This window comes from Thermococcus fumicolans (assembly GCF_055386755.1).
In genome coordinates, this window is the sequence record NZ_AP042424.1 from 337,956 (window position 1) to 362,687 (window position 24,732).

The following is a 24,732-nucleotide window of genomic DNA, read 5'->3' on the forward strand; positions in this document are numbered from 1 at the left end:
AGATTTTTAAGCCTCGCCTTCTAAATCCTCACGGTGGTGGTATGAAGCTTAAGGTCATCCTTGAGCCGCAGCCCGAAGGCGGATACGTGGCCTACGTCCCCGCTCTTCCCGGTTGCTTCAGCCAAGGCGAGACAAAGGAGGAGGCCCTGAAAAACATCAGAGAAGCTATAGAGCTGTACCTCGAAACCGTGGAGGAAAGGGAACTCAAGAGGGCCCAAAGGGAACTCCTGAAAAAACACCGTGAGAGCGCCGTGGTAGAGGTATCGGTATGAGCAAGCTCCCCCGCGATGTTTCTGGGACTGATGCAATAAAAGCCCTGAAAAAGGTGGGCTACCGGCCTGTTAGGCAGAAGGGTTCGCATGTGGTACTCGAAGGACGAGACGGAAGGCTGATCGTGGTTCCGATCCACAGAAGGCTAAAGACTGGCCTTTTGAGGGCGATAATCAGAGAAGCCGGGCTGGATGTTAGGGAATTTATTGAGCTCCTAGACGACCCTTAGCCTGTTTTGAGGTGATACAATGAAAAGAAAGCTCAAAATTTACATCCCAGGAATAAAGTTTCCCTCTATCTCAGTTACGGGTAACGCCTGCGCTTTAAACTGCGCCCACTGCGGTAGGCACTACTTAGAGGGCATGAGGAAGCCCGAGCGGAGAGAACTCTTGAACTACTGCCTCGACCTCGACAGGAAGGGCTACCTCGGCTGTCTGCTGAGCGGTGGGATGGATGGTCGTTTGAAGGTTCCCCTCGACTTCTACGCGGACGAGATAAAGGAGATAAAGCGAAGAACGAACCTAAAGCTCAACGCCCACGTTGGCTTTATCGACGAGGCCGACCTGGAATGGCTCCGCTGGGTTGATGTCGTTTCCCTCGACTTCGTGGGCGACGATGGTGTGATAAAGCGGGTCTACAAGATAGACAAAACAGTCAGGGACTATATCAGAATCCTAGATCTCCTCACAGAGAACGGAATCAAGGTTGCACCACACATAACCATCGGCCTGGACTTCGGGAGGATCCACTGGGAGTACAAGGCGATAGACATGCTGGTTGAGTATCCAATAGACGTCATCGTCTTGGACGTGCTCATTCCGACGAAAGGAACCGAGATGGAGGGCGTCCCAAAGCCTTCGGTGGAAGAGAGCCTCGACGTGGTTAGGTACGCTCGCGAGCGCTTCGAGGGCGAGCTGAGCATAGGCTGTATGCGCCCCCTCGGAAGATGGAGGCTCGACTTCGACAGGGGGGCGGTTTTGGCTGGCGTTGATAGGCTGACCAACCCCCCGAGGAAGGTGATAGAGTGGGCGAAAACGCTTAGAGAAGTAGAGATGATCTACGAGTGCTGCGTTATGTGATTCGTCCTACCGGAGTTTCCCAGGGCCTTAAGGAACTCCACGTAAGTTTTCCTCACCCTTTGGACGGACGTTATGCTGACCCACTCGTCGGAGCCGTGCCAGTTGCCCCCGATCGGCCCGAAGACGATCGTTGGCACGCCCAGATATGTTCCGAAGTAGTTGAAGTCCCCGACGCTTTTCCCGTAGGTTTTCTCTGGAGTCTTCCCCCAGAGAAGGGAGTACGTTTTCTCCAGGAGTGAAACGAAGCGGTTGTTTTCCCTGATGGCGTAGGGGAGCATGTCCGGGGTCGGGCGTGGGAACCTCTCTACCTCAAGCTCCCCCCTTACTCCAGCCCTTTCGGCGGCCTTCCTCAGCTCTCTGGCTACCCTCTCCCAATCCTCACCTATAACAACGTGCCTGTCCACAACGGCCTCCGCCACTTCAGGGACGCTTAGGCCATCGGCCTCCCCGTGCACGTAGAGGGTGCAGTATGAGCCCGATCCAAGTCTTCTGTGCTTCTTCGTCTTTATGCTGGGGAGGCGGGATAGGAGCTTTGAGAGCTCCTCTATCGCGTTTATTCCCTTTTCGGGACGTGCAGCGTGGGCCTTTTTCCCGCGCAGGCGCAGCTTTATGACGAACCTCCCCCTCGCGCCGAGCATCAGACTTTCGTTCGTTGGCTCCCCCACTAGGACTAGGTCGGCGTCCTTTACCTCCCTGCTCTCTATCAGCCGCCACGCCCCACGGGAATAGCCTTCTTCGTCGACGACCGCGGTGAAAACCACCGTTGGCCTCTTCCTCTTTGGGAGCAGGGACACCTCAACAAACGCGCTCATCAGGGCTGCAAGCCCACCCTTCATGTCGGCGCTTCCGAGGCCGTAGAACCTGTCCCCTTCTACCTCGCCCCACGGGTTGCGCGTCCACCCGTCCCCAGCTCCGACGGTGTCCATGTGTCCGTTCAGAACAACGGTGAGCTTCTTTCCTTTGATGCGGGAGATGACGTTGCTTCCAAAACCTTCAACCTCTTGGTACTTCACGGCGAGCCCGTATTCCTCTAGAAAAGACCCGATGAACTCCGAGATTTTTTTCTCGTTTCCAAAATGCGATGGTATTGAGACAAGTTCTTTTAATAACTCTACCTCCATGACACCCACCGTGGTAGAACTTAGAACTTAAAGTTTAAATGTCTTTCTAGGGTTTTCGGGGATTTCATTAGGAAATATCCAGTTGCCTTTTCACAACTCTGGGAAATTATCATCAAAAAGCGGTTATATTGGAGAGTTTACAATAAAACCTTGGATCGTTGTACAAACGATCGGAAATTGGAGATCCTCCATTCACATTCTCCTGCCCGCGTAGACGATCACCCTCAGCGAGGGGCCGTCCGTTTCGACCTTCACCCAGAACGAGTCCGATCGCTCCAGTGCCCCCCTGAGGTCGTCCTTCGTCAGGATGGTGTCGACTATCAACCGTGAGAACTCCCCGTGGGTCTGAGGGAGGTAGTAGTCCGCGTAGGCAGGAAAAACGCCCTCGAATATGGAAACCGATCGGTAGCCCCTCGGTGGGGAATCGGCTTTCTCAGAGCCTTCCAGAACTGGATTAGGTTTCAGGCTGGGATATTTCTCCCGGATCAGGGATACGATGCTCCACTCCAGCTTTCTAACGTCCTCGTAGCTCATGTTGTAGTCCTCGCTGAGGAAATCGGCCGGGCTTAGGGTTCCCAGGTACCTGACCTCCACCCTGCCGTTCTCCGAGTACACCCCGTAGAGATCGGCGTGGTCTATGTGGAGTCTCTTCCCGGTAACGTTTGCCCCGTAAACGGCCCAGTGTCTGTAGTAGGCGGCGAGATCCATGAGGGGTGGATGCTGGTCGGCCACGAGGTACTCGTCCTCCACCTTAATGGCCGCCGTCAGGTGTCCGACGTCGGAGTCGTTGAACTCTATCGCCAGGACGTAAACGGGGGAGTAGTTCATGGCCAGAAGGAGACCGGCTGTGAGGAGGCTGTAGTCCCCGCAGATGCCCTTTCCGGATCGGATAACCTCTGAGGGTGGCCGGAACTGGGGCTCGGTTCTCCCGTAGTCGTAGCTTACGTGCTCGTCTTCCCAGAGAAGGATGTTCCACGTGGACTCGACTAAATCCCTCCCTTTGAGTTTGGATGAAAGGTTCTCCAGAACCGCCGTTTCCCGGGGCTCGTTCAGGTACCTCTCAAAGGCCTCCTTCACGGGGTCGTTTATCCCCGTTAGGGCCCGGGTCTTTTCCTGGAGTGCCTCGATCTTCTCGACGACTACGTGGGGGAGGTATTCCCTTGAAAGCCTCGCGTCGTTGAAGGAAACGTCGAGGGTAACCCCTATCAAAAGGAGAACTAGAACCCAGGTGAGAACCTCTAGTACCTTTACAGCGCGCTTCATTGAAAAGGCCCCGAGAATTTGATTTCTGGTGGTCCCGCGGCCCGGATTTGAACCGGGGACCTGCGGATCTACAGTCCGCCGCCGCTCCCAGGCTAGGCTACCGCGGGACCCTACTGGGCAACCCGTTCCTTAGTGGCCGGGGTAGGTTTATAAATTTTTCTCCCGACCCCGGGACGGTGGGAGCATGAAGGTGTACGAGCCGGTCAACCTCGCTATGCCCCTTGCGAAGGAGCTCGGCGAGAGGATAATGGAGAGCGGTAGTTTGCCGGGCGGGGACGACGTGAGGAGGATTCTAAAGGGGATGGGACTTGAGGAGAGCTGCCTCGACCGCGGGGTGGCTTTGCTCAGGAGCGGGGAGGTTATGGCCATCGTCCTCCCCAGGGGGGAGGCCCTCGTGATCGACGTCATCTCCGCGAGCGGCGAGCTGAGCGATGCACTCGAGGTCATCGCGTACAGAGACAGGCAGCTCAACGCTTTCATAGTCGAGATACTGCCAGCTAACGACCTCGAATACGAGGGCAACATAGGTTTGGAGCCAGTTATAATCGACGCCGAGACACTGGAACTTAAGAGCAACCCAGTTCTCGGCCACTTTGAGGAAGACGACGAAGGCCCGTTCCTCGTCATCGACCGCGAGACCTACGAGCGCTGGAAGGGGAGCGGAAAGCTCGGTACATGCCCCGTCTGCGGCGGCGAGCTGGCCTGGAAGGGAGAGAGGGCATACTGTCGGGACTGCGGCTATGGAGTCAGGGTTAGAGGTAAGGTATAAGTACCGGCAGCCCGGAGAGTATGTTGGTGGGAGCATGATAGTTAAGTTCGACGTTTATTTTGACGGCGAGTACTGGTGTGCTCGGGGGATTGGGGAGGATATATTCACCCAGGGAAAAACACTGGATGAGCTCATGGAAAATCTCCGTGAGGCCGTTGAGCTGCATTTTGAGGAGGAAATCGAGAGGGGAGAGGAGATAATCGTCATGACACTTTCACAGTTCGAGGTGCCCCGCGTTGAGCAAACTGCCAGTAGTTAGCGGAGAAAAGCTGATAAAACTCCTGGAAAAACTCGGCTACAGGGTGGTGAGACAGAGGGGTAGCCACGTAAGGCTTGAGAAACAAACCCCCGTGGGAACCCACAAGATAACGGTTCCTTATCACGGGGAAATCGCCAAGGGCACCCTCAACGATATTCTGGGCAAGGTTTCCATCTGGAACGGGATCCCGAAGGATGAGCTCGTTGAAATGTTGAAGAAACTTTAGGGGTGAATCTTATGGCTCGGACGGTTAAGCGTCAGCTCGTTTTATACTCAAAGAAAGCCCACGAGCGCGGGTTGACTGCCGCCTTCGGCGGGAACCTGAGCATCAGGCAGGGAAAACTGGTCTTCATCAAAGCCACCGGAGCGGTCATGGACGACATGACGGCCGAACAGGTCGCTCTCATAGACATGGACGGACGGCAGCTCTCAGCCATAAGGCCCTCCTCGGAGTACCGCCTCCATTTGGCGGTTTACAGAAAGAGGCCGGACGTAAAAGCCATAGCCCACCTCCACCCGCCGTACGCGACGGTCGCGGCTACCCTGCTCGAAGACGAGGGGGAGCTGCCGATAATAACGCCCGAGGCGGAACTCTACCTCGGAAAAATACCCGTCGCGCCCTTCAGGCCGGCCGGGACTGAAGAGCTGGCCAGGGTCGTGGCGGAGGCCATTGGGGAATCGGACGCAGTTTTGATGGCAAAACACGGTATCGTAACCGTTGGAAAGAGCCTTAGGGAGGCATTCTACAAGGCCGAACTGGTTGAGGAGAGCGCGAAGCTGTGGTACCTGAGCAGGAAATGAGCGGAAAAACCAAAGGCTCACTTAACCTGCTCGAGGGCACCGAGGACCTCCCAGATGATAGTCCTCGTGTGCATCGGCATGTTCGGGTCCTCGCTTATCTCCTCAAGGATCGCTATGGCGTCGGCGGCCCTAACAGCGGGCTCCTTGCTCTCGTCGAGGAGAACCTCGATGGCCTGCTCGGCGGCGCGCCTTATGTTCCTCGGAACGACCGTGTCCTGGACGACCTGCTCCTTGAGAACCTGCACGATCTGCTGGATCAGCTCGCTCATCCTCTCACCCCCCACTTTTCTTAAGAATTGTTACTAAAATCTCCCCGTGTATTCTAAACTCGCCTCACTAAATAAGCTTTTCGGTCAATCGTCGAAACCTCCCTCGCCTCCGACTCTAGTACTCGACGCCCCTCCTCGCCAGGACGCCCCTCTGGTAGGGGTGCTTTATCTCCCTCATCTCGGTTACGTAGTCAGCTAGCCCAAAGAGTTCCTCCGGACAGTAGCGGCCCGTGAGGACCAGCTCCGTTTTCGGGGCCTTGTTCCTGATGAGCTCCTCCACCTCCTCTACGTCTAGCATCTTGAAGCCCAGGGCGACGCACACCTCGTCTAGGATCACGAGATCCCACTCGCCGCTCGAGACCACTTCTTTCGCGCGCTGAAGGGCTTTTTTAGTCGCCTCTATGTCGTCAGGTTCGGGCTTTCCGTGGACAAACTTTGGAAGGCCGAACGACTCTATTGCCGCCCCGCATTCTTCGATCTTCCTCTGCTCCCCATAGGCCCTAGGGGCCTTCATGAACTGTATAACCATGACTTTTCCGTCCGAACCCAGCATCCTGACGGCTAAGCCCAAAGCCGCCGTCGTCTTTCCCTTTCCGTTGCCCGTGTAGATGTGGACCAGACCGAGCTTCTCCCTCCACGTCATGTGCTCACCCTTGGATAATTGATCCATCACGTTAAAACGCTTCCGGACGCATGGTTTAAATATTCCCGTCGCGAACTGTCTACTATGGTTGAAGTAATCTCGTGGGGCTACTTCATCAGGGACCTCATAGTTCTCGTTCTCTCCGCTTCGATAGTCGTGATGCTGGTGTTCATGGCCAAGACCGCGAAGAGCAACATGGGGTTCAAGTATTTCTCCCGCGTCTTTGATATGCTCATCCTGGCGTTCACCCTGGTCTCGATTGCCCAGGTTATAGGCGTTCTCCTCAGGACGACGATCTTAGATTCGAACCAGACCTTCTACACCATCCGCTCGATCCTCCTCGTTGGAGGGGCCCTGTTCCTGTTCCTCTCCTCTTTCCTCACATACGTGCCCTTCGGCCGCGGCCGGTACATGATAGTCCCCATCGCCGTCGAACCCGCCGAGAACCTCCGTTACGGCGGCTACTGGGGCGATGTTGAGGAAGTCTACAGGGCTTTCCAGGTTCTCACCAAGCGCTTTCACCTTCCCGCGATCGCCGTGAGCCGCGAGCCGCCGGAGATGTTCCGCGGAAAGCTCGGCCTCAAGAGGGTGCCCGTGCTCTGGATCTCGAAGGTTGATGGCGAGGGGGCCGTAAATCCGACCCGCCTTCCCTACCTTCTGGAGCACCTCAGGGGCTTCCTCGAGGCCACCGACATGGACAAGGTCATCCTCATCGACTGCCTCGAGTACCTGATCCTTGAGAACGGGGACGACGCTATCCTGAAGTTCATAACCAGCCTTAAGGACTTAGCTTCACTGAACAGGGGGGTCCTCCTGATCGCGGTGGACAAAAACGCCGTCAGCGATAGGGTGTTCGCCTTCATAAGGTCGGAGCTTTCCGAGGTCTCGGGGCTCATGGAGGGCATTTCCACTTGAGGCCTTCCGTTGGCAAAAGTGAAGGATCAGGTGTTCAGGTGGCCGTCGAACTCCCTGCTCTTTTTGTACTCAGCGTAGCCTTTATCGAGCCTCTTAGCCACGTAGGGGCCGTTCTTCCTGTAGCCGAACTTTCTGTAGTACTCCCTGACTCCAACGCCGCTTATTACGAGCATCTTCTTCACGTCGAACTCCTCCCTCGCTATCCTCTCTGCCTCGCTCAAAAGCTCCCTTCCGTAGCCGCGGTGCTGCCACTCGTACTTCGGTTTGCCCCCTATCGGCACGAGCGGGCCGTAGACATGGAGCTCCCTCACTATCGCCGACGGACAGCAGTTTATCTCCTTCCTGTGAGCTTTTTCGCTCGGAATTCTTAACCTAAGAAAGCCTATGAGGATGTCGTTTTTCACGTCCTCAAAGCTCAGAAAGATTTCGTTTCCTCCGGCGGCATCGTAGTCCTCGCGGAGGAGCTTGATGTGCTCCACTTCAGGCTCGATTCCGAACTTCTCCATCTGGTGGCCGACTTCCCTAAAGCGTATTTCCCTCGGCCTTATACCGCGCTTAATCAGCTCGTTAAAGACGAGCTGGCCCAGGTTGGAGTGCTTGACGCCGGCAACGATGAGCTTGGCCGGGATGTCGCGCTGAATCCTCATGACGCGGACCCACTTAGGGAAGTGCCTGTAGGCCTCAACGAGCAGCTCAACGGCCTCTTCCGTCGTGTACGGGCGGTATTTGCCGGCCTTGTACCAGGCGTAGAGCGGCGCATCGGCCGTCACAAGCGTCGGGTATATCTTGAGCATGTCGGGCCTGAAGCGGGAATCCTCGAAGATGGCCTTAAACGTGTACAGATCCCTCTCGAAGTTGCTCCCCGGAAGACCTGGCATTATGTGGTAGTTGATCTTGAGGCCTGCATCCCTCAAAAGCTGGGTCGCCTTGACTATCTCCTCGACGCCGTGACCCCTCTTTGTCCTCTCGTGGATGAAGTTGAAGACCGTTTGAACGCCCAGCTCCACCCTCGTTGTTCCAAAGCGGAGCATCCTGTCTATCTGCCTCTCGAAGGCCCAGTCCGGGCGCGTCTCTATCGTCAGGCCAACCATTCTCACCCTTGCTCTCTCGTTCCTCCTCTGCTCGTCCTCAAGGTAGTAGTAGGGCTTCCTGTGGGTTTTAAGCCAGGCCTCCCTGAACTTTGGGTCTTCCTCAAAGATGGACTTATCTCTCTTGACTATCAGCCGTACGAGCTTCTCCTCGAGGTTTTCGATGTCTTTGAAATACGGAAAGTCGTTCATCGCCTTGAAGGCGCATTTTACGTACCACTCCTGGTAATCGAGGTCAACGGCTGGAAAAGTCCCTCCTTGGATTATCACCTCGACCTTGTCCACGTCGTGGCCTATGTCGGTTAGCTGCTTTAACCTGCGCATCATGATGATGTAAGGATGATAGGCACTCTGGACTGCACGAAGAGCAGAGGGCTCTTTGCCCGTGTAGCTCTGAGGGGAGCCGACGCTTGGCCCGCCGGGGCAGTAAATGCAGCGCCCGTGCGGGCAGGGAAAGGGCTTTGTCATCATTGCCACAACTGCCACGCCGCTTATGGTTCTGGTGGGCTTCCTCTTGAGCAGATCCCTAAAGCGCTCGCGCTCCCCCTCGGGGATGGCCTTTAAGATGTCGGAGTTGCCCGGAATCTTTGAGAGATGATACTTCCTGGAGACGGCTATCTTGTAGCGGTTGAGCTCTTCTCTGCTCTTTATCTCGCCGGCTAAGACAGCTCTCGCTATATCCTCAACTGCCCTCCTGAAGTTCTCGCCGTCCATATACCTCCCTCTCGACCCAACTTGCCAGGCGGTTTTAAAAGGGTTTGCCGGACATATTCAGTTAGTGAATAATTCACCAAGTGAATAGAGGTGAGAAGATGAACCGCGACGAACTCGTTTCATTCCTCGATGAGTACCTCCAGATTTCGGCCTACCCCGACAAGTCGAGCAACGGCCTGCAGGTCGAAGGGAAGGAAGAAGTTGGGCGCGTTGCCTTCGCCGTTGACACCACCCTAAAAACCATCGGGAGGGCCGTCAAAGAAAAGGCGGACATGCTCATCGTCCACCACGGCATGATCTGGGGCGGGCTGAACTACGTAACCGGAATACACTACAAAAGGCTTAAGGCCCTTATGGAGAGCGGTTTGAACCTCTACGTCGCTCACCTTCCGCTCGATGCCCACCCCGAGGTCGGAAACAACGTAGAACTGCTGAGACTGCTCGACTTGGAGCCGAAGGGCCCCTTCGGCGAGTACAGGGGCTTGAGCGTAGGCTTCTGGGGTGAGTTCGAAAAGCCCGAGCCGATAGAGAAGGTCGCGCAGACGTTGGCGGAGAAGCTCGACGCAACGGTAAAAACCTACGAGTTCGGGAAGAGGGAAATCAAAACGGTTGGAGCGGTCAGCGGGGCCGGAGCGTTCTCCCTGGAGGAGGCTTATCGGAAGGGGATAGACCTCCTGATAACCGGCGAATTTGGACACACCGACTACCTAACCGCCGTAGACCTTCCGCAGAGCGTCCTCGTTGCGGGTCACTACAAGACCGAGACGCTTGGAGTGAGGGCCCTTATGAGACTGCTGAAGGAGCGGTTTGACTTGGAGGTTTTCTTCATAGACGAGCCGACCGGCCTTTGATTTCTTTTTTCAGCGGGTTCCCGAAGGGGTCTATGAGGCCGGCCCGTATGAGGGATGAACTGATCTTCGGCCCGATCCTGCTCTTCACCAGCTTTATGGTGACTATGTCCAGGGGTTTCAATCCCCTCTCCTCCCGCGCCCTGTTGACGATTAATGCTCCCTTGTAGGTCTCCTCGCTCACGACTATGGCCTCAAGGCCCTTCATCCTGTCGGCAAAGCCTATAGCGGTATGGATCTTTATAACGCGGTAGTTGGAGTAGCCGTTGACCTCGAAGAACTTTAGGAGATCCCTGAGGCGGATCTCGTAGGGCAGAATCCTTTCGGCGTAGGGCTTGTCCTTTATCATCTCGTCCGAGGTTAGGCCGACGTAGACGTACTTCCCTACTTCAAAGGCCTTTCTCAGAAGGGCTTTGTGGCCGAGGTGGAGCCTGTCGAAGGTTCCCCCAACTACCACTTTTCTGTATGGCTTTTTCCCCATCCGGATCCCTCACAGGGGCTCGAACTCCCTCAAAAGGAGGGCCTTCTGCCTCTCGTCGAGGGCGTTCTCGTCCACGATGACTATTAGTGCGGCGCCGGCCGGGAGAAGGTGGTCCTTGAGGTTCACGAGGAACTTGAAGACGGAGGTGAAGTCGTTGTAGAGAAGGAGGTACTCGAGGCAGTCTATGAGCACCACGGACTCGGGGTTCTCGCGGACGAAGCTTATGGCCTGATCTTGGATCACGTGGAGCTTCGTCGGGGGCACGCCCCTGTCTGTGGCTTGGGTAACCCAAACCGGGGCTACGAAGTCCATCCCGCTGTATAGCTGGGGGTTCCTTGTGAAGGCGAGGGTCGGGAGCTTCAGGGATCTTATGAGGTTGAATATGTCCACCATCTTCGACTTGGAGCCGAAGGCCAAATAGGCACCCTTCAGACGGCTGTCTTGGGAGGTAGGTTTTGAAGTAACCGGAACGCGGGTTGGGAGGTACTTCCTCTCCAGAAGGAGCATGTAGTCGACCATTGTGTAGATGACCCCGAGGATTGAGATCCCGTAGAGTCCAACAAACAGGTTGTCCTGCTGGGGGACGTTCATAAAATCGGTTATCAGATCCAGTAACCTTCCTATGACTCCAAGGCCCAGGAATATCGTGGCGTTTCTGACGAAAGGCCTCAGCTCCGACGTGTACCTGTTCCACCTCTTGGCAAAAAACAGCCAGATGTAACCCATTGCTAGAAGGAGGACGATGTCATAGATCAAACGGACGTATGAAACGGTCAGCTCCATACAACTTCGACCTCGTCGGTCCTGAACTTCTGCTTCACAACGGTATCCTCTATTTTAAACCTTACCCCACCGCGGTACATCCTCAGTCCTGTGTAGGCTATCATGGCACCGTTGTCCCTGCAGAGGTCGTAGGGCGGGACGAAAAAGTCTACTCCCCTGTCCTCGGCCATTGTCCTGAGCATCTCGCGGAGCCTGTTGTTCGCTGCAACGCCCCCAACTAGCACAACCTCGTCCTTGCCCGTGTGCGCTATTGCCCTCTCAGTAACTTCGACCAAAGCGGAAAAGGCGGTCTCCTGGAAGGAGTAGGCCAGGTCCTCGACGCGGTACTTCCCGGTTCTGTACTTCCTGACAGCCTCAGTAAGGACCCCGGAGAAGCTCAAATCCATCCCCTTGACGGCGTAGGGGAGTTCAATGTAGCGCTCGCCCTTTTGAGCGAGCCTCTCAATCTTCGGCCCGCCCGGGAAGCCTATCCCCAGCTCGCGCGCAAAGGTGTCTATGGCGTTGCCTATGCCTATGTCCAGAGTTTCCCCGAACACGCGGTAGCGGCCGCCTTCCAAAGCCAGAACCTGCGTATTTCCGCCGCTCACGTACAGACCGACAGGATCCCTAACTCCGAACATTTTAGTGATTTCCACGTGGGCGATGCAGTGGTTCACCCCTACTATCGGCTTGTTGTGCCTTATCGCAAGGGCCCTCGCGGCCGTCGCTACTACACGGAGGGCCGGACCGAGGCCGGGCCCCTGTGAGAAGGCTATTACATCGACGTCTTCGAGCGTTATCCCTGCAGTTTTTAGGGCTTTTTTAAGCAGAGGCTTCAAAAGTCTCGCGTGATGCTCGGCGGCCTCCTTTGGGTGGATCCCGCCCCTCTCGGTGGTTAGGGTGTCGAATACGTTGGCCAGAACCTTCTCTTCAGTAACTACGCCGATGCCGAGCGTGTGGGCCGTTCCCTCAATCCCGAGAGCTATCATACGGGCCCCACTATCGAAAAGCCGTTAAAAAGGTTATCCCCTGGAGACGTTGAGATGATAGCTGAAATCCACGACCGGGAGGGGGTACATAAAGCCGTCGTCCCCGATGGTCTCGGCGTTGTCGCCGAGGAGGAACGAGACAACTTTGATTGTCTCAGTACGCTTTATCCCAATGTACGGTATGCCGTTCCAGCTCTTCCAGCCCAGCTCCCTTTCCTGATAGTCGAAAACCACCAGGGCGGCTATTAGAACCCCCGTCCCCTCGTTCTTCTGAAGTCCTTCGACTAGGGTCCCGTTGGTTGAAAGAACCGCTATGATCGTCTGGGGAATCGTGCTGTTTAGGGGCCTGACAGTTATCACGCCGAGGTAGCGGAATTTACCCGTGACGTTATCCGGGAGGTAGTCTGGGGTTCCGGAGCCCTTGATCAAGCCCTCCTGGAGGGAGTTTATATCCCAACGGACCAAAGGCTGCCCGCACCCTTGGTCGAGAATTCAACGACGCCACCGGCGGGATTTAACGCGTATTCGTATTTCCGAAGTCCCTTTTTGGATCGGTAGGTGAAGGAGACCTCGAAGACTTCCTCGCCCGTCGCTTTGCCGTGGGGAACGGTGTTGTTGAGGGCGAGCATACCCTGGGGCGGGGTCTGGTTCGAGGCGTTGAAAAGGGAGTACCACAGGTAAACCCTGATGTCCTTTATGGCCTCTCGGCCGCCAACGCTTGGAAACGAGAAGACTATGAAGTTGGGCACCCTCTTCCCGGGAGCGTACTCTAGGAAGGCATCGTACCTCACCGGTATTCTTGAATCTCCCAGATATTTCTCCTCCCACCCAAAGGCAGGATTGACCTCATGGTCCCGTATTACATCAAAGGGGGCAATCGTGGGATGAACGGCGGAGTTCGCGTACGCTACATAAAAGCCGCCGGCGAGGCAGGTGAGGATCACGAGGACTATGAGCATTGACGTAGCCTTTTTCATCCCACCACCAATACTCTTCACCCGTGCACGGATTATAAACTTTTTGTAGTATTTCCCTGAACTGCAGGCTTTTTAAACTCTGGGGCGGTGGAAGTAACATGCGTGTCATCGGGGTCATAAGGAACTCAAGGCGCGAGAGGCTCAGCAGGGAGGAGTTCGAGGAGCTTCTGGAGAGCGCGGGCTACGAAGTGCTGGCTGTGGTCGAGCAGAACAGGAATGAACACCCGCGGTACAACATCGGAAGGGGAAAGCTCGAGGAGCTAAAGGAGCTCGTTAGAGAACTGAAGCCGGACAAAGTTGTCTTCGCCAACAAGTTAACGCCAAGCCAGGCCTACAACCTCTGGAAGGAACTTAGGGTTGACGTCATCGACCGCTGGCAGCTCGTCCTTGAGATATTCGAGAAGAGGGCGCACTCAAAGGAGGCCAAGCTCCAGGTCGAGCTCGCCTCGCTCCAGTATGAGGTGCCCTTGGTGAAGGAGGCGATAAGGAGGATAAAGCTCGGAGACAGGGCGGGATTCAAGGGTATGGGTGAGTATCAAACGCAGCAGTACCTCAAACACATCCGTTACAGGATGGGAAAGATAAGGAAGGAGCTTGAGAAGGTCAAGGCCGACAGGGAGGTCAAGAGGAAGAGGAGGGAGGAGCTGGGCTTTATCCTCGTTGCCCTAGCGGGCTACACCAACGCGGGGAAGTCAACGCTCCTAAACGCCCTGGCGGGAGAGGAGGTTGAGGCGAGGCGGCAGATGTTCACCACCCTGGACACAACCACCAGGAGGTTCAAACTCGGCAGGAAGAGGGTTCTTGTTACCGACACGGTTGGCTTCATAGACAACCTGCCGCCCTTCATCGTAGAGGCCTTCCACTCGACCCTTGAGGAGATAGTCAAGGCCGACGTCGTCCTGCTCGTCCTCGACGTCAGCGAGCCCTGGGGTGAGATCAGGAGGAAGTTTCTGGCCTCGCTGAGGGTTCTGAGGGAGCTTAAGGCCCTGGACAAGCCCACGGTGGTTGTTCTCAACAAGATCGACCTCACCTCTGGGGAGGACGTTGGGGAGAAGAGGAGGAGAATAATCGAGCTGACAGGTGAAGCGGCTCCCAACGTCAAGGCGGTCGTCGGCATCTCGGCGAAACTCGGCATACTCGACGAGCTCTACCGCGCCCTGGAGGAACTGATCCCAAGCCTCCCAAAATACAGGAGGTTCAGGGTGGTCGTGCCTCCGGAGGCTGACGTTGGAAAAGTTCTGGGTCTCCTCGAGTCCATAGGGGAGGTTCTGGACGTCTCCTACGGAGAGGAGACCCTGGTTGACGCCCTCGTCCAGGTGGGGATGATAAAGGAGCTAACCAAGCTTGGGGTGAGGATAGAGCACCCATCAGGCGAGGCCAACGGCGTGGAAGAGCCTGAAGATTACGAGTGAAATTACGACCGCCACCGTCGGGGTGGCAACCCATCCGAAGAGGATGTCCTTTATGATCCTCCTGTCCACGCTCTGCCCCGTTGCGAGGCCAACCCCTACAACTCCGCCCACGATGGCCTGGCTCGAACTCACAGGGAGGCCGATGAGGTTGGCGAGGCTCACGGAGATCGCCGATCCAAACTGAGCCGCGAAGGCCGAGACCGGCCCGAGGGAGGTTATCTTCTTTCCGACAGTGTGCATGACGGCGTAGCTGAAGGTCAGGGCCCCCATGGCCAGGCTCAGGGCCACGAGGATTCCTGCGACCTTGGGCTCGAGGAAGCCCGCCCCCACTATGGGGCCCGAGGCGTTGGCGACTTCGTTCGTCCCGAAGTTGAAGGCCATGTAAGATCCCCCGAGGATGGCCAGGGCCTTGTAGAGCTTCTCAATCGTTGAGATCGTCTTGATGTGGGATATAACCCACCCGTAGAACTTGTAGAGGATCGCCGCGAGGATCCCTGAGAGCACGGGGGAGAAGACCCAGGCCCCGGCTATCTTCGCCATCGTGCTCCAGTTGACGGGGGCGCTTATGCTGAGCCCGACGCCGAGGACGCCTCCGACTATGGCCTGCGTTGTCGAGACCGGCAGTCCCTTGACAGTGGCTATGGTAACCCATACACCTGCCGAGAGGAGCGCTATAGCTGCCAGCTCCACCGTCAGGTACCCCGGGGGGACTATCCCCTTCCCCACAGTCTTCATCACCTTGTATCCCCTCAGGTAGGCCCCCATGAGGGTGAAGATGGCTATCGTGAGGGTAGCCTGTCTGAGGCTCAGGATCCCGGCCCCGACTGCCGTACCCATGGCGTTGGCCGAGTCGTTCGAGCCTATGTTCCACGCGATGTAGAAGGCCACTGCCACCATCGCTATTCCAACCGCCTCCATGCCACTCCCCCCGGCTATATAGTCTATATGGGGGTGGGTAGTCTATTTAAATTTTTTCGAAGTTTCTTCGTGAATTCCTGCTTTTAACAAACCATCGGCGCCCTCTTGTGTTCACGATTACCCAAAGGCACCTGCCGAGGGAAGCTTAAGCCAATACCGAAAGGCAAATAAATGTAACGGTTGAAGCCACATTGAAAAACCTCAAGGAGGCAGGAAGTATGATCGAGATACGTTTTCACGGTAGGGGTGGACAGGGTGCCGTTACCGCCGCGAACATTCTAGCTTCGTCAGCGTTCAAGGAAGGAAAGTACGTCCAGGCGTTCCCGTTCTTCGGTGTCGAGAGGCGTGGTGCCCCGGTCACCGCCTTCACAAGGATAGACGAGAAGCCGATAAGGATAAAGACCCAGATCTACGAGCCGGACATAGTCGTCGTCCTCGACCCATCGCTCCTTGACACCGTCGACGTTACCGCCGGTCTCAAGGACGGTGGAATAGTCATCGTCAACACGGAGAAGAGCAAGGAGGAGGTCCTCGAGAAGCTCAAGAAGAAGCCCGGCAAACTGGCCCTAGTCGACGCAACCGGCATAGCCCTCGACGTCCTCGGCCTGCCGATCACCAACACGGCCATCCTCGGTGCGGTGGCAAAGGCCGCGGGAGTCGTCAAGCTCGAGAGCGTGCAGGAGGCCATCAAGGAGACCTTCTCTGGAGCGCTCGGCGAGAAGAACGCCAAGGCCGCTGAAGAGGCCTTCAACAAGACCGTCGTTTACGAGCTCTGATTTTCCGCTTTAATCCTTATTCCTTGAGAGGAGGGGAGGAGTTTGAACACGTTGTTTGGAGAAAAGAAAGCGGAGGCAAAAAAACTGGTGTTTACCTCCGTTGAGCAGTACCCCGAGGCCCCGATAAGCCTTGGGACTACCTTGAGCAACTTCACCGGCGACTGGAGGACGTTCATCCCCGTTGTCGACGACGACAAGTGCGTCAAGTGCTACATCTGCTGGAAGTTCTGCCCGGAGCCGGCAATATACATCCGCGAGGACGGCTACATAGGCATAGACTACGACTACTGTAAGGGCTGCGGCATCTGCGCGAACGAGTGCCCGACCAAGGCGATAACGATGGAGAAAGAGGAGAAGTGAGGTGTTGGTTATGGAGTACAAGCCCATTAGGAAGGTTGTGAGCGGAAACTACGCGGCCGCTTACGCGGTCAAGCACGCCCGCGTCCAGGTCGTTGCCGCTTATCCCATCACACCTCAGACGAGCATCATCGAGAAGATAGCCGAGTTCATAGCCAACGGCGAGGCCGACATCCAGTACGTTCCAGTTGAGAGCGAGCACTCGGCCATGGCCGCGACCATAGGTGCCTCCGCCACGGGTGCGAGGGCCTTCACGGCAACAGCTGCCCAGGGTCTCGCTTTGATGCACGAGATGCTCCACTGGGCGAGCGGAGCGAGATTACCGATAGTCATGGTCGACGTCAACCGTGCCATGGCTCCCCCGTGGAGCGTCTGGGACGACCAGACAGATTCGCTTGCCCAGCGCGACACCGGCTGGATGCAGTTCTACGCCGAGAACAACCAGGAGGTTTACGACGGCGTCCTCATGTCCTACAAAATAGCCGAAACTGTGAACGTCCCGATAATGGTCATCGAGAGCGCGTTCATACTGAGCCACACCTACGACGTCGTTGAGATGATCCCGCAGGAGCTCGTCGACGAGTTCCTCCCGCCGAGGAAGCCGCTCTACACCCTCACCGACTTCGACAACCCCGTTGCCGTCGGTGCCCTAGCGACTCCGGCCGACTACTACGAGTTCCGCTACAAGCTCGCCAAGGCCCACGAAGAGGCCAAGAAGGTGATCAAGGAAGTGGGCAAGGAGTTCGGCGAGCGCTTTGGCAGGGACTACAGCAGCATGATCGAGACCGGCTACATCGACGATGCCGACTTCGTTTTCATGGGCATGGGCTCGCTCATGGGAACCGTCAAGCAGGCCGTTGACATCCTCAGGGAGGAGGGCTACAAGGTCGGCTACGCCAAGGTGAGGTGGTTCCGCCCGTTCCCGAAGGAGGAGCTCATTGAGATAGCCGAGAGCGTTAAGGGCATAGCCGTCCTCGACAGGAACTTCTCCTTCGGCCAGGAGGGCATACTCTTCAACGAGGCCAAGGGCGCGCTCTACAACACCGGCGCGAGGCCCCTCATGAAGAACTACATAGTCGGCCTCGGCGGCAGGGACTTCACGGTTCCGGACGTCAAGGCGATAGCCGAGAACATGAAGGCCATCATCGAGAAGGGCGAGCTTGATAGAGAGGTGGAGTGGTACCACCTTAAGAGGTGAGAAAGATGGAGATCCCCGAGAGCGTTAAGAAAAGGCTTACCCTGCCGGCGGAGGAGCACTTCTACGCCGGTCACACAGCCTGCCAGGGCTGTGGCGCATCACTCGGACTGCGCTACGTCCTCAAGGCCTACGGAAAGAAGACGATCTTTACCATACCTGCCTGCTGTTCGACCATCATAGCCGGTGCCTGGCCCTACAACACCCTCGACGCGAACCTCTTCCACACCGCCTTTGAGACGACCGGCGCCGTTATGAGCGGAATTGAAGCTGCTCTGAAGGCCCTTGGCTACAAGGTCAAGGGAGAAGACGGTGTCATGGTCGTCGGCTGGGCCGGCGACGGCGGTACGGCTGACATAGGCCTGCAGGCCTTGAGCGGCTTCCTCGAGAGGGGCCACGATGCCGTCTACATCATGTACGACAACGAGGCCTACATGAACACTGGAATCCAGAGGAGCGGTTCGACCCCCTACGGAGCCTGGACGACCAACACGCCGGGAGGAAAGAGGCACTTCTTAGAAAAGCGGCACAAGAAGAAGGTCATCGACATCGTCATAGCCCACGAGATCCCCTACGCCGCTACCGCTAGCATCGCCTATCCAGAGGACTTCATAAGGAAGCTCAAGAAGGCCCAGAAGATACCCGGCCCGAGCTTCATCCAGCTCTTCGCGCCGTGCCCGACCGGGTGGAGAAGCCCGACCGACAAGAGCATCGAGATAGCCCGCTTAGCGGTTCAGACAGCCTACTTCCCGCTCTTCGAGTACGAGAACGGTAAGTACAGGATAAACATGCCCTCGACGAAGAAGGAGCCGAAGCCGATAGAGGAGTTCCTCAAGTACCAGGGCCGCTTCAAGTACATGACCAAGGAGGACATCGAGACCCTCCAGCAGTGGGTCAACCGCGAGTGGGAGAAGCTCAAGAAGCTCGCCGAGGTCTTCGGCTGAGCTTTTTATCTTTGAAAAAGTTTAAGTGTGGATCTGATAACTCACCCGAGGTGATACATATGGCCGAGAGCCCGTTTAAGGCCGACATCGAGAGGGTTCAGAAGGAGTATAGCGAAAAGATGACCCCTGGAGCGATAGCAACAATACCGGGAAGCAGCGTTATAAACAAGACCGGTTCGTGGAGAGTTTTCATGCCGGAGTTCAACAGGGACAAGTGCGTCCGCTGCTACCTCTGCTACATCTACTGCCCTGAGCCGGCTATCTACCTCGACGAGGAGAACTACCCGGTCTTCGACTACGACTACTGTAAGGGTTGCGGCATCTGCGCGAACGAGTGCCCGACCGATGCAATAGTAATGGTTAGGGAGACCAAGTGAGGTGGTGAAAGATGCCGATAAGGACCGTTATGAAGGCCAACGAGGCGGCCGCCTGGGCCGCTAAGCTCGCCAAGCCGAAGGTTATAGCCGCGTTCCCCATCACTCCCTCGACGCTAGTTCCGGAGAAGATAAGTGAGTTCGTCGCCGACGGCGAACTCGACGCCGAGTTCATCAAGGTCGAGAGCGAGCACTCCGCTATCTCGGCCTGTGTCGGTGCCTCAGCAGCTGGCGTCAGAACCTTCACTGCCACAGCTTCCCAGGGTCTGGCTTTGATGCACGAGGTACTCTTCATAGCCGCGGGCATGAGGCTTCCCATAGTCATCGCCGTCGGAAACCGTGCCCTTTCCGCGCCGATAAACATCTGGAACGACTGGCAGGACACCATAAGCGAGCGCGACACCGGATGGCTTCAGTTCTACGCCGAGAACAACCAAGAAGCTTTAGATCTCATCCTGATAGCCTTCAAGGTCGCCGAGGACGAGAGGGTTCTCCTTCCGGCAATGGTCGGCTTCGACGCGTTCATCCTCACCCACACGGTCGAGCCCGTCGAGATTCCCGACCAGGAGGTAGTTGACGAGTTCCTCGGCGAGTACGAGCCGAAGCACGCCTACCTCGACCCCGCTAAACCGATAACCCAGGGTACCTTAGCGTTCCCAGCCCACTACATGGAGGCTAGATACACCGTCTGGGAGGCCAACGAGAACGCCAAGAAGGTCATCGACGAGGTCTTTAAGGAGTTCGCGAAGAAGTTCGGCAGGAAGTACAGCAAGATCGAGGAGTACAGAACTGACGAGGCGGAGATAATCTTCGTCACCATGGGCTCCCTAGCGGGAACCGTCAAGGACTACGTCGACAGCCTCCGCGAGAAGGGCATTAAAGCTGGAGCCGCCAAGCTCACCGTTTACCGCCCGTTCCCGACCGAGGAGGTCAGGGAGCTCGCGAAGAAGGCCAAGGTTCTCGCTCTGCTCGAGAAGAACGTCACCTTCAGCGTCGGCGGAGCCCTCTTCCAGGACTTCAGCAGGGCTCTGGTAAACCAGAAGGAGAAGCCGATACTCGTTGACTTCATCCTAGGCCTCGGTGGCAGGGACGTTACCTTCAAGGATCTCGACGAGGCTTTAGCGATAGCCCAGAAGGCCCTCAACGGTGAGGAGTTTAGCGAGGTTAACTGGATAGGCCTGAGGAAGGAGATACTGTGAGGTGAGGAAGATGGCCGTTAGAAAGCCCCCGATTACCACTCGCGAGTACTGGGCGCCGGGCCACGCCGCCTGTGCCGGCTGTGGCTGTGCTACCGCTCTTAAACTAGCCACCAAGGCCTTCAGCGAGGCCATGGAGGAGAAGTACGGTGATCCGAACGCCTTCGCAATAGCCCAGGCCACCGGATGTATGGAGGTCGTCTCAGCCGTCTTCCCGTACACCGCCTGGAAGGCCCCGTGGGTTCACGTGGCTTTTGAGAACGCCGCCGCTGCAGCCAGCGGTGTTGAAGCGGCGTGGAAGAAGCTCGGAAGGAAGGGCAAGATATTAGCTATAGGCGGTGACGGTGGAACCGCCGACATAGGCATGCAGGCCCTCAGCGGTATGCTCGAGAGGAGGCACAACGTGGTCTATTTGATGTACGACAACGAGGCCTACATGAACACCGGAATCCAGCGCTCAAGCTCAACCCCCTACGGAGCTTGGACCACCACCTCACCACCCGGCAAGTACTCCATCGGTGAGGACAAGCCCAAGAAGTGGGTGGCTCTTATAGCAGCTGCCCACCAGATACCCTACGTCGCCACCGCGAGCATAGGCAACCCCTTCGACTTCGTCAAGAAGATGAAGAAGGCAGCTAAACTCGACGGCCCGGCCTTCGTGCAGGTCCACTGCACCTGCCCGACCGGCTGGAAGAGCCCGCTCGAGAAGGGCGTTGAGATAGCTCGCCTTGCCATCGAGACCGGTGTCTGGCCTCTCTTCGAGATCGAGAACGGCGACTTCTTCAACATCAAGATACAGGCACCGGGAGGAGGGGCAAAGGTCAAGCGCGAGGGAGGAAGGGTTGTCGCCATCGAGTTCAAGAAGCCCATCGAGGAGTACCTCAAGCTCCAGGGCAGGTTCAAGCACCTCTTCAAGAGGCCCGAGGCAATAGACGAGATGCGCGAGCAGATCAAGGCCATGTGGAAGGTTCTCGGCGTCGACGTCACCCTCCCGAAGCCGGAGGAGTGACTTGTTCTCTTTTTTCCCTTAGTTTGGCAAAGATAGGGAGAAGAGACCGTCAGAACAGCGCCCCGTACTTGTAGAATATCTGGCAGGTTCCCTCGTAGGATACCATGCATGGGCCCACCGGGCTCCTGGGCGTGCACGTCTTTCCGAAGTGCGGGCAGTCGGTAGGCAGGGCCAGCCCCCTCAACACTGCCCCGCAGAGACAGCCCTTTTCGAGGTCCGGAAGTTTGGGCACCTCCGGGTCGTAGTAGGTCCTTATCTCAAGCTCCTTCCACTCCTTCCTCAGTTCGAGGCCGCTTTTTGGAATGACTCCAAGTGCGCGCCACTTCGCATCTTTGACCTCGAAGAACTTCTCTATGAGGTCCTGGGCCCTTACGTTGCCCTCGTACCTGACAACGCGGGTGTACTCGTTTAGTATCTTGGCCTCTCCTTTCTTCACCATCCTGATGAGCATGAGAATAGCAATGAGCACATCAACGGGCTCGAAGCCCGCTATAACCTGGGGAATACCGTAGTCCTCGCTCAGGTACTCCCAGCCCCTCACGCCTATGATGGTCGAGACGTGGCCGGGGTCGATGAGGCCGTGGAAGCGGGTCCCCTGTTTTATGAGGACTTCAACGGCCGGCGGAGTTAGGCGGTGGACGGAGTAGATCCTGAAGTTCTCCAGTTCCTCATCCACGACCGCGTTGAGCATCGCGGCGGCTGGAGCTGTTGTCGTCTCGAAGCCGGGGCTGAAGTGGACCACAGTTCTGTTCGGGTTCTCCTTCGCTATCTTGTAGGTGTCGAAGATCGAATAGACTATCCTGACGTCGTAGCCCTCGCTCCTCATGTCGGCAAAGCTGCCCAGCGGCGTGGGGATCTTGTACATGTCGCCGAAGGTCGTTAGGATCATCCTCTCGCCTTCCTCGTAGGCCCGCTTCATTATCTCGCGCATCTTGACTATGTCCTCGACGGGGGTTATGCAGACCGGGCAGCCGGGTCCGCTGACGATCTTAACGTTCTCGGGCAGGAGCGAGCGGATTCCTGATCTGGTTACCGTGTCCTCGTGGGTCCCGCAGACGTGCATGAAGCGGAGCTCTTCGAGGCCTTTGGCCTCCTCGCGTATCTCCTTGAGTACCCTCTGGGCCATCTCCTTATCCTTGAAAACCTCCAGCGGCTCCATCCTCAACCCTCCAAGGCCCTCTCTACTTCGGCCCATGCCTCGAGTATCTCAAGGGCGCGCTTCTCATCGAGCCGCTCTATCGCAAAGCCCGTGTGAACTATAACGTAATCGCCCACTGCGACGTCTGGGAGTAGGTCGAGGCGGACTTCCCTCTTAACACCGCCGAAATCAACTATTGCCGTTTTTCCTTCGATCTCGATGATCTTCCCCGGAACGGCCAGGCACATTTTCTCCCACCTGTGACTAGTTCTCGCGGCCCTTTTTAGGGATTTTTTAAACCTACGGTTTGAAACCGCAAACCTAAAAACCCCGAACCCAAACCCCGAACATGCTCTCCGCGGTTCTGGCTGGTGGCTCGGGAAAGCGCTTCGGCGGGGACAAGCTCCTCTTCAGGGTCTCCGGAAAGCCCCTTATCCTCCATACAATCGAGAGGCTTGAATCTGCCGACAGGATAGACGAGGTCGTGATAGTGGCCTCTCCCCGGAACGCTGGAAAGCTGGAGAAACTCGGCTATGAAGTTGTAGTTGACGGGCTCTCCGTCGGACCTATCGGGGGAATCTATACGGCCCTCTCCCTCGGCGACGCCTTCGTCGCTGCCGGAGACATGCCCCTCCTCGTTCCGGAGTTCGTTGATTTTATAGTCAAGCGCTTTAAGACGGCCAAAAAACATGTTTGCGTTCCCCGCTGGAGCAACGGCTACCTCGAACCCCTCCATGCGGCTTATTCTGCCGATTTTAAGGACTTCCTTGAGGAAAAGATTGAGGCCGGCCAGTATGCCATAAACCGCGCGATAAGGGAGAGCAAAGCATGCTACATCGAAATCGAAAGCCTTCCTGCGGAGTGGCGCGGGAGCTTCTTCAACGTTAACACGAGGAAGGATTTGAGAAAGATTGGGAGAAACCTCTGAACCTTATTTCTGATTGTTCATGCCTAGGATCCCCGCGAGTAGCTCAGCGAGCCTCTCCGCCCTCTCCTTTATCAGTTCGCTCGGCTCCTCAAAGAGGCCGGTTGAACCTGGCTGGCATCCTATCAGCACGAAATCCGCGCTGATCTGCGTCTTGAGGTATCCCACGAGCACCCTCAGAGGAAGGCCGTGGGTCGAGACCGCGTCACCGAGGGTCCCCTCCGGGTCGGTGATGATCAGCTCACCCCTTTCACCCTCAAAGTCAACCGCGTCCACAAATACCACCAGCTCCGGCTTAAAAGCCGTGATCTTCCCTGCGTGACTCTCCGGCACCTCGCCGCAGTTCAGAACGAGGACGTCTGGATTGTCGAGGAGCTCCTTGAGCCTCTCAACGACGAGGACGCCGAAGGCGTCGTCCCCGCGGATGTCGTTCCCGATGCCGCAGATCACGATCCGCTTTTTCCCTTCAAAGATTTCTTCGAGGGCGTTCATGGTTATACTCTCCTTTCAGGCATTTGCCAGCTTAATCCATCTCACCAGCGGATTTGAGTATGACGTCAACAACCTCGTTTGAAATCCTGAAGCCCTTCTCCACAAGTTCCATTAGGGGAGGTTTCACCTCTTTTATGACTCCTCTCCTCTTTGCGAGCAGTAGAAGGCCCGCCGTTCCAATTACTCTAACCCCGAGCTTTCGTGCAATCTTCCTGGCCTTGAGGTCGTCAAGGATTAGAAAATCGGCGTTAAGTTCAATTGCAAGGGCTATTGCCTCGGACTCACCGTCTCCAAGGGACTCTAAAAGGACCTGGATGAGAAGCCTGTTCTCCGGAGCCTTAACGGTTATCCACTCAGGAAGTTCTTCCCCGAATTCTCTCCCTACTGCCGGCGGAACTACGACTTCGCCAAAAACATCGCGAAGAATTTCAAGCTGTCCAATGTTGGAAAGTCCAATCAACGGACTTGTGTTAGAAACCACTTTCATTCCAGACCCTCTATGAGCCTTATGTCCTCCTCGGCCTCTTCCCGTGTGTAGTTTATCGGAACGTTCCTCTTTCTCAGTTCGTAAAGGAACTCCCTCACGCTCAAGTTAGCGAGCTGAGAAGCCTTCCCGAGGCTTACCTTTCCCTCGCGATAGAGTTCAATGGCGGCAAGAAGAATTAGCTCCCTCTCCGACTCGGGACCAAGGAACTCGCGGAATTCTCTGAAAGTTACGCTCTCCATACTCCCACCAAGGCGAAGTTTT

General features: G+C 56.5%; 34 protein-coding genes and 1 tRNA gene. 18 read left to right on the forward strand and 17 right to left on the reverse strand.

Going from position 1 to position 24,732, the window contains the following annotated elements; all coding sequences use genetic code 11:
* Nucleotides 1-41: 41 nt before the first annotated feature.
* From ACZ5AM_RS01765 to ACZ5AM_RS01775, 3 genes are read left to right on the forward strand one after another with little or no spacing between them, the layout of a single operon-like run.
* Nucleotides 42-272, forward strand: a complete 231-nt coding sequence (locus ACZ5AM_RS01765; protein WP_456365250.1) for a type II toxin-antitoxin system HicB family antitoxin — start codon at nt 42-44, stop codon at nt 270-272.
* Nucleotides 269-499 carry a type II toxin-antitoxin system HicA family toxin gene (locus ACZ5AM_RS01770; protein ID WP_464915243.1) on the forward strand — a complete coding sequence of 77 codons (231 nt, stop codon included), beginning with the start codon at nt 269-271 and terminating at the stop codon, nt 497-499. Before ACZ5AM_RS01765 ends, ACZ5AM_RS01770 begins: the two co-directional genes overlap by 4 nt.
* A gap of 19 nt (nt 500-518) precedes the next feature.
* Nucleotides 519-1,349, forward strand: a complete 831-nt coding sequence (locus ACZ5AM_RS01775; protein ID WP_464915244.1) for a radical SAM protein — start codon at nt 519-521, stop codon at nt 1,347-1,349.
* Here ACZ5AM_RS01775 and ACZ5AM_RS01780 read toward each other — a convergent pair.
* The 3 genes from ACZ5AM_RS01780 to ACZ5AM_RS01790 form a co-directional block, all read right to left on the reverse strand.
* Nucleotides 1,328-2,470: a M20 family metallopeptidase gene (locus ACZ5AM_RS01780; protein ID WP_464915882.1), complete on the reverse strand. Its 1,143-nt coding sequence runs from the start codon at nt 2,468-2,470 to the stop codon at nt 1,328-1,330. The genes ACZ5AM_RS01775 and ACZ5AM_RS01780 overlap by 22 nt on opposite strands.
* Before the next feature lie 192 nt (nt 2,471-2,662).
* Nucleotides 2,663-3,733, reverse strand: a complete 1,071-nt coding sequence (locus ACZ5AM_RS01785; protein WP_464915245.1) for a transglutaminase-like domain-containing protein — start codon at nt 3,731-3,733, stop codon at nt 2,663-2,665.
* Nucleotides 3,734-3,762: 29 nt separating this feature from the next.
* Nucleotides 3,763-3,840, reverse strand: a tRNA-Tyr gene (locus ACZ5AM_RS01790).
* Between the two features lie 77 nt (nt 3,841-3,917).
* Here ACZ5AM_RS01790 and ACZ5AM_RS01795 point away from each other — a divergent pair.
* Genes ACZ5AM_RS01795 through ACZ5AM_RS01810 form a run of 4 tightly spaced genes read left to right on the forward strand, consistent with a single transcriptional unit; the run spans nt 3,918 to nt 5,562 of the window.
* Nucleotides 3,918-4,502: a hypothetical protein gene (locus ACZ5AM_RS01795; RefSeq protein WP_464915246.1), complete on the forward strand. Its 585-nt coding sequence runs from the start codon at nt 3,918-3,920 to the stop codon at nt 4,500-4,502.
* Nucleotides 4,503-4,536: 34 nt separating this feature from the next.
* Nucleotides 4,537-4,761, forward strand: a complete 225-nt coding sequence (locus ACZ5AM_RS01800; protein WP_464915247.1) for a type II toxin-antitoxin system HicB family antitoxin — start codon at nt 4,537-4,539, stop codon at nt 4,759-4,761.
* Complete coding sequence (locus tag ACZ5AM_RS01805) at nt 4,739-4,987, forward strand: type II toxin-antitoxin system HicA family toxin (protein WP_464915248.1); 249 nt, start codon at nt 4,739-4,741, stop codon at nt 4,985-4,987. Before ACZ5AM_RS01800 ends, ACZ5AM_RS01805 begins: the two co-directional genes overlap by 23 nt.
* A gap of 11 nt (nt 4,988-4,998) precedes the next feature.
* Complete coding sequence (locus ACZ5AM_RS01810) at nt 4,999-5,562, forward strand: aldolase (protein WP_464915249.1); 564 nt, start codon at nt 4,999-5,001, stop codon at nt 5,560-5,562.
* Nucleotides 5,563-5,579: 17 nt separating this feature from the next.
* Here the strand turns inward: ACZ5AM_RS01810 and ACZ5AM_RS01815 are convergent, their stop codons facing one another.
* Together ACZ5AM_RS01815 and cobO are read right to left on the reverse strand one after the other, a co-directional pair.
* Nucleotides 5,580-5,831 carry a UPF0147 family protein gene (locus tag ACZ5AM_RS01815; RefSeq protein ID WP_014122777.1) on the reverse strand — a complete coding sequence of 84 codons (252 nt, stop codon included), beginning with the start codon at nt 5,829-5,831 and terminating at the stop codon, nt 5,580-5,582.
* A gap of 115 nt (nt 5,832-5,946) precedes the next feature.
* Nucleotides 5,947-6,474: a cob(I)yrinic acid a,c-diamide adenosyltransferase gene (cobO, locus tag ACZ5AM_RS01820; RefSeq protein WP_464915883.1), complete on the reverse strand. Its 528-nt coding sequence runs from the start codon at nt 6,472-6,474 to the stop codon at nt 5,947-5,949.
* Nucleotides 6,475-6,558: 84 nt separating this feature from the next.
* Between cobO and ACZ5AM_RS01825 the strand changes: the two genes are divergently transcribed.
* Nucleotides 6,559-7,389 carry a DUF835 domain-containing protein gene (locus ACZ5AM_RS01825; RefSeq protein ID WP_464915250.1) on the forward strand — a complete coding sequence of 277 codons (831 nt, stop codon included), beginning with the start codon at nt 6,559-6,561 and terminating at the stop codon, nt 7,387-7,389.
* Nucleotides 7,390-7,415: 26 nt separating this feature from the next.
* Here the strand turns inward: ACZ5AM_RS01825 and ACZ5AM_RS01830 are convergent, their stop codons facing one another.
* Complete coding sequence (locus ACZ5AM_RS01830) at nt 7,416-9,191, reverse strand: tRNA uridine(34) 5-carboxymethylaminomethyl modification radical SAM/GNAT enzyme Elp3 (protein ID WP_464915251.1); 1,776 nt, start codon at nt 9,189-9,191, stop codon at nt 7,416-7,418.
* A gap of 98 nt (nt 9,192-9,289) precedes the next feature.
* On the opposite strand from ACZ5AM_RS01830, the gene ACZ5AM_RS01835 reads away from it, so the two are divergent.
* Nucleotides 9,290-10,042, forward strand: coding sequence for a Nif3-like dinuclear metal center hexameric protein (locus tag ACZ5AM_RS01835; protein WP_464915252.1), 753 nt, complete (start codon nt 9,290-9,292; stop codon nt 10,040-10,042).
* Here ACZ5AM_RS01835 and coaD read toward each other — a convergent pair.
* The 5 genes from coaD to ACZ5AM_RS01860 are packed head-to-tail and all read right to left on the reverse strand — an operon-like array spanning nt 10,017 to nt 13,248.
* Nucleotides 10,017-10,520, reverse strand: coding sequence for a phosphopantetheine adenylyltransferase (gene coaD, locus ACZ5AM_RS01840; RefSeq protein WP_464915253.1), 504 nt, complete (start codon nt 10,518-10,520; stop codon nt 10,017-10,019). The two genes, ACZ5AM_RS01835 and coaD, sit on opposite strands and share 26 nt — an antisense overlap.
* Before the next feature lie 9 nt (nt 10,521-10,529).
* Nucleotides 10,530-11,303 (reverse strand): DUF835 domain-containing protein, encoded by a 774-nt coding sequence (locus ACZ5AM_RS01845; protein ID WP_464915254.1) that lies wholly within the window; start codon nt 11,301-11,303, stop codon nt 10,530-10,532.
* A complete protein-coding gene (locus tag ACZ5AM_RS01850; RefSeq protein ID WP_464915255.1) occupies nt 11,294-12,271 on the reverse strand; it encodes a bifunctional N(6)-L-threonylcarbamoyladenine synthase/serine/threonine protein kinase in 978 nt (325 codons plus the stop codon). The genes ACZ5AM_RS01845 and ACZ5AM_RS01850 overlap by 10 nt, the downstream gene beginning before the upstream one ends.
* 33 nt (nt 12,272-12,304) lie before the next feature.
* Nucleotides 12,305-12,736: a hypothetical protein gene (locus ACZ5AM_RS01855; RefSeq protein WP_464915256.1), complete on the reverse strand. Its 432-nt coding sequence runs from the start codon at nt 12,734-12,736 to the stop codon at nt 12,305-12,307.
* Nucleotides 12,718-13,248 (reverse strand): hypothetical protein, encoded by a 531-nt coding sequence (locus ACZ5AM_RS01860; protein WP_464915257.1) that lies wholly within the window; start codon nt 13,246-13,248, stop codon nt 12,718-12,720. Before ACZ5AM_RS01860 ends, ACZ5AM_RS01855 begins: the two co-directional genes overlap by 19 nt.
* Nucleotides 13,249-13,346: 98 nt before the next feature.
* Here ACZ5AM_RS01860 and hflX point away from each other — a divergent pair, with 98 nt between their 5' ends.
* Nucleotides 13,347-14,660 (forward strand): GTPase HflX, encoded by a 1,314-nt coding sequence (gene hflX / locus ACZ5AM_RS01865; protein ID WP_464915258.1) that lies wholly within the window; start codon nt 13,347-13,349, stop codon nt 14,658-14,660.
* On the opposite strand, the gene ACZ5AM_RS01870 is transcribed toward hflX, so the two are convergent.
* The gene (locus tag ACZ5AM_RS01870; protein WP_464915259.1) at nt 14,616-15,578 is read right to left on the reverse strand and encodes an anion permease; all 963 of its coding nucleotides are present in this window, start codon (nt 15,576-15,578) and stop codon (nt 14,616-14,618) included. The two genes, hflX and ACZ5AM_RS01870, sit on opposite strands and share 45 nt — an antisense overlap.
* Before the next feature lie 218 nt (nt 15,579-15,796).
* Between ACZ5AM_RS01870 and ACZ5AM_RS01875 the strand changes: the two genes are divergently transcribed.
* From ACZ5AM_RS01875 to porB, 7 genes are read left to right on the forward strand one after another with little or no spacing between them, the layout of a single operon-like run.
* Nucleotides 15,797-16,354 carry a pyruvate/ketoisovalerate ferredoxin oxidoreductase subunit gamma gene (locus ACZ5AM_RS01875; protein ID WP_464915260.1) on the forward strand — a complete coding sequence of 186 codons (558 nt, stop codon included), beginning with the start codon at nt 15,797-15,799 and terminating at the stop codon, nt 16,352-16,354.
* 42 nt (nt 16,355-16,396) lie between these two features.
* Nucleotides 16,397-16,714, forward strand: a complete 318-nt coding sequence (locus ACZ5AM_RS01880) for a 3-methyl-2-oxobutanoate dehydrogenase subunit delta (RefSeq protein WP_464915261.1) — start codon at nt 16,397-16,399, stop codon at nt 16,712-16,714.
* A gap of 10 nt (nt 16,715-16,724) precedes the next feature.
* Nucleotides 16,725-17,909 (forward strand): pyruvate ferredoxin oxidoreductase, encoded by a 1,185-nt coding sequence (gene porA, locus ACZ5AM_RS01885; RefSeq protein WP_464915262.1) that lies wholly within the window; start codon nt 16,725-16,727, stop codon nt 17,907-17,909.
* Between the two features lie 5 nt (nt 17,910-17,914).
* Nucleotides 17,915-18,850 carry a 3-methyl-2-oxobutanoate dehydrogenase subunit beta gene (locus tag ACZ5AM_RS01890; protein WP_464915263.1) on the forward strand — a complete coding sequence of 312 codons (936 nt, stop codon included), beginning with the start codon at nt 17,915-17,917 and terminating at the stop codon, nt 18,848-18,850.
* 59 nt (nt 18,851-18,909) lie between these two features.
* Nucleotides 18,910-19,227, forward strand: a complete 318-nt coding sequence (porD, locus tag ACZ5AM_RS01895) for a pyruvate synthase subunit PorD (RefSeq protein ID WP_464915884.1) — start codon at nt 18,910-18,912, stop codon at nt 19,225-19,227.
* 11 nt (nt 19,228-19,238) lie between these two features.
* Nucleotides 19,239-20,423 carry a pyruvate synthase subunit PorA gene (porA, locus tag ACZ5AM_RS01900; protein ID WP_464915264.1) on the forward strand — a complete coding sequence of 395 codons (1,185 nt, stop codon included), beginning with the start codon at nt 19,239-19,241 and terminating at the stop codon, nt 20,421-20,423.
* A gap of 10 nt (nt 20,424-20,433) precedes the next feature.
* The gene (gene porB, locus ACZ5AM_RS01905; protein ID WP_464915265.1) at nt 20,434-21,429 is read left to right on the forward strand and encodes a pyruvate synthase subunit PorB; all 996 of its coding nucleotides are present in this window, start codon (nt 20,434-20,436) and stop codon (nt 21,427-21,429) included.
* Between the two features lie 49 nt (nt 21,430-21,478).
* On the opposite strand, the gene hypD is transcribed toward porB, so the two are convergent.
* Both hypD and ACZ5AM_RS01915 read right to left on the reverse strand, forming a co-directional pair.
* The gene (gene hypD, locus ACZ5AM_RS01910; protein WP_464915266.1) at nt 21,479-22,588 is read right to left on the reverse strand and encodes a hydrogenase formation protein HypD; all 1,110 of its coding nucleotides are present in this window, start codon (nt 22,586-22,588) and stop codon (nt 21,479-21,481) included.
* Between the two features lie 2 nt (nt 22,589-22,590).
* Nucleotides 22,591-22,815 carry a HypC/HybG/HupF family hydrogenase formation chaperone gene (locus tag ACZ5AM_RS01915; protein ID WP_464915267.1) on the reverse strand — a complete coding sequence of 75 codons (225 nt, stop codon included), beginning with the start codon at nt 22,813-22,815 and terminating at the stop codon, nt 22,591-22,593.
* 101 nt (nt 22,816-22,916) lie between these two features.
* Here ACZ5AM_RS01915 and mobA point away from each other — a divergent pair, with 101 nt between their 5' ends.
* Entirely contained in the window at nt 22,917-23,495 is a 579-nt protein-coding gene (mobA, locus tag ACZ5AM_RS01920; protein ID WP_464915268.1) for a molybdenum cofactor guanylyltransferase MobA, read from the forward strand.
* Nucleotides 23,496-23,498: 3 nt separating this feature from the next.
* On the opposite strand, the gene ACZ5AM_RS01925 is transcribed toward mobA, so the two are convergent.
* Genes ACZ5AM_RS01925 through ACZ5AM_RS01935 form a run of 3 tightly spaced genes read right to left on the reverse strand, consistent with a single transcriptional unit; the run spans nt 23,499 to nt 24,710 of the window.
* On the reverse strand, nt 23,499-23,984 hold the full coding sequence (locus tag ACZ5AM_RS01925; protein ID WP_464915269.1) for a hydrogenase 3 maturation endopeptidase HyCI: 486 nt from the start codon (nt 23,982-23,984) through the stop codon (nt 23,499-23,501).
* A gap of 31 nt (nt 23,985-24,015) precedes the next feature.
* Nucleotides 24,016-24,471 (reverse strand): PIN domain-containing protein, encoded by a 456-nt coding sequence (locus ACZ5AM_RS01930; RefSeq protein WP_464915270.1) that lies wholly within the window; start codon nt 24,469-24,471, stop codon nt 24,016-24,018.
* On the reverse strand, nt 24,468-24,710 hold the full coding sequence (locus ACZ5AM_RS01935; protein WP_464915271.1) for a UPF0175 family protein: 243 nt from the start codon (nt 24,708-24,710) through the stop codon (nt 24,468-24,470). The genes ACZ5AM_RS01930 and ACZ5AM_RS01935 overlap by 4 nt, the downstream gene beginning before the upstream one ends.
* Between the last annotated feature and the right edge of the window lie 22 nt (nt 24,711-24,732).

Bases quoted from the DNA above. Each gene is read 5' to 3' on its own strand.
- ACZ5AM_RS01875 (WP_464915260.1), top strand. From the start codon at position 15,797: ATGATCGAGATACGTTTTCACGGTAGGGGTGGACAGGGTGCCGTTACC.
- ACZ5AM_RS01845 (WP_464915254.1), bottom strand. From the start codon at position 11,303: ATGGAGCTGACCGTTTCATACGTCCGTTTGATCTATGACATCGTCCTC.
- porA (WP_464915262.1), top strand. From the start codon at position 16,725: ATGGAGTACAAGCCCATTAGGAAGGTTGTGAGCGGAAACTACGCGGCC.
- ACZ5AM_RS01765 (WP_456365250.1), top strand. From the start codon at position 42: ATGAAGCTTAAGGTCATCCTTGAGCCGCAGCCCGAAGGCGGATACGTG.
- ACZ5AM_RS01935 (WP_464915271.1), bottom strand. From the start codon at position 24,710: ATGGAGAGCGTAACTTTCAGAGAATTCCGCGAGTTCCTTGGTCCCGAG.
- coaD (WP_464915253.1), bottom strand. From the start codon at position 10,520: ATGGGGAAAAAGCCATACAGAAAAGTGGTAGTTGGGGGAACCTTCGAC.
- ACZ5AM_RS01800 (WP_464915247.1), top strand. From the start codon at position 4,537: ATGATAGTTAAGTTCGACGTTTATTTTGACGGCGAGTACTGGTGTGCT.
- porD (WP_464915884.1), top strand. From the start codon at position 18,910: ATGGCCGAGAGCCCGTTTAAGGCCGACATCGAGAGGGTTCAGAAGGAG.
- hypD (WP_464915266.1), bottom strand. From the start codon at position 22,588: ATGGAGCCGCTGGAGGTTTTCAAGGATAAGGAGATGGCCCAGAGGGTA.
- ACZ5AM_RS01890 (WP_464915263.1), top strand. From the start codon at position 17,915: ATGGAGATCCCCGAGAGCGTTAAGAAAAGGCTTACCCTGCCGGCGGAG.
- ACZ5AM_RS01925 (WP_464915269.1), bottom strand. From the start codon at position 23,984: ATGAACGCCCTCGAAGAAATCTTTGAAGGGAAAAAGCGGATCGTGATC.
- ACZ5AM_RS01780 (WP_464915882.1), bottom strand. From the start codon at position 2,470: ATGGAGGTAGAGTTATTAAAAGAACTTGTCTCAATACCATCGCATTTT.
- mobA (WP_464915268.1), top strand. From the start codon at position 22,917: ATGCTCTCCGCGGTTCTGGCTGGTGGCTCGGGAAAGCGCTTCGGCGGG.
- ACZ5AM_RS01860 (WP_464915257.1), bottom strand. From the start codon at position 13,248: ATGAAAAAGGCTACGTCAATGCTCATAGTCCTCGTGATCCTCACCTGC.
- ACZ5AM_RS01850 (WP_464915255.1), bottom strand. From the start codon at position 12,271: ATGATAGCTCTCGGGATTGAGGGAACGGCCCACACGCTCGGCATCGGC.
- ACZ5AM_RS01785 (WP_464915245.1), bottom strand. From the start codon at position 3,733: ATGAAGCGCGCTGTAAAGGTACTAGAGGTTCTCACCTGGGTTCTAGTT.
- ACZ5AM_RS01830 (WP_464915251.1), bottom strand. From the start codon at position 9,191: ATGGACGGCGAGAACTTCAGGAGGGCAGTTGAGGATATAGCGAGAGCT.
- hflX (WP_464915258.1), top strand. From the start codon at position 13,347: ATGCGTGTCATCGGGGTCATAAGGAACTCAAGGCGCGAGAGGCTCAGC.
- ACZ5AM_RS01810 (WP_464915249.1), top strand. From the start codon at position 4,999: ATGGCTCGGACGGTTAAGCGTCAGCTCGTTTTATACTCAAAGAAAGCC.
- ACZ5AM_RS01835 (WP_464915252.1), top strand. From the start codon at position 9,290: ATGAACCGCGACGAACTCGTTTCATTCCTCGATGAGTACCTCCAGATT.
- ACZ5AM_RS01770 (WP_464915243.1), top strand. From the start codon at position 269: ATGAGCAAGCTCCCCCGCGATGTTTCTGGGACTGATGCAATAAAAGCC.
- porB (WP_464915265.1), top strand. From the start codon at position 20,434: ATGGCCGTTAGAAAGCCCCCGATTACCACTCGCGAGTACTGGGCGCCG.
- ACZ5AM_RS01930 (WP_464915270.1), bottom strand. From the start codon at position 24,471: ATGAAAGTGGTTTCTAACACAAGTCCGTTGATTGGACTTTCCAACATT.
- porA (WP_464915264.1), top strand. From the start codon at position 19,239: ATGCCGATAAGGACCGTTATGAAGGCCAACGAGGCGGCCGCCTGGGCC.
- ACZ5AM_RS01825 (WP_464915250.1), top strand. From the start codon at position 6,559: ATGGTTGAAGTAATCTCGTGGGGCTACTTCATCAGGGACCTCATAGTT.
- ACZ5AM_RS01795 (WP_464915246.1), top strand. From the start codon at position 3,918: ATGAAGGTGTACGAGCCGGTCAACCTCGCTATGCCCCTTGCGAAGGAG.
- ACZ5AM_RS01915 (WP_464915267.1), bottom strand. From the start codon at position 22,815: ATGTGCCTGGCCGTTCCGGGGAAGATCATCGAGATCGAAGGAAAAACG.
- ACZ5AM_RS01870 (WP_464915259.1), bottom strand. From the start codon at position 15,578: ATGGAGGCGGTTGGAATAGCGATGGTGGCAGTGGCCTTCTACATCGCG.
- ACZ5AM_RS01775 (WP_464915244.1), top strand. From the start codon at position 519: ATGAAAAGAAAGCTCAAAATTTACATCCCAGGAATAAAGTTTCCCTCT.
- ACZ5AM_RS01815 (WP_014122777.1), bottom strand. From the start codon at position 5,831: ATGAGCGAGCTGATCCAGCAGATCGTGCAGGTTCTCAAGGAGCAGGTC.
- cobO (WP_464915883.1), bottom strand. From the start codon at position 6,474: ATGACGTGGAGGGAGAAGCTCGGTCTGGTCCACATCTACACGGGCAAC.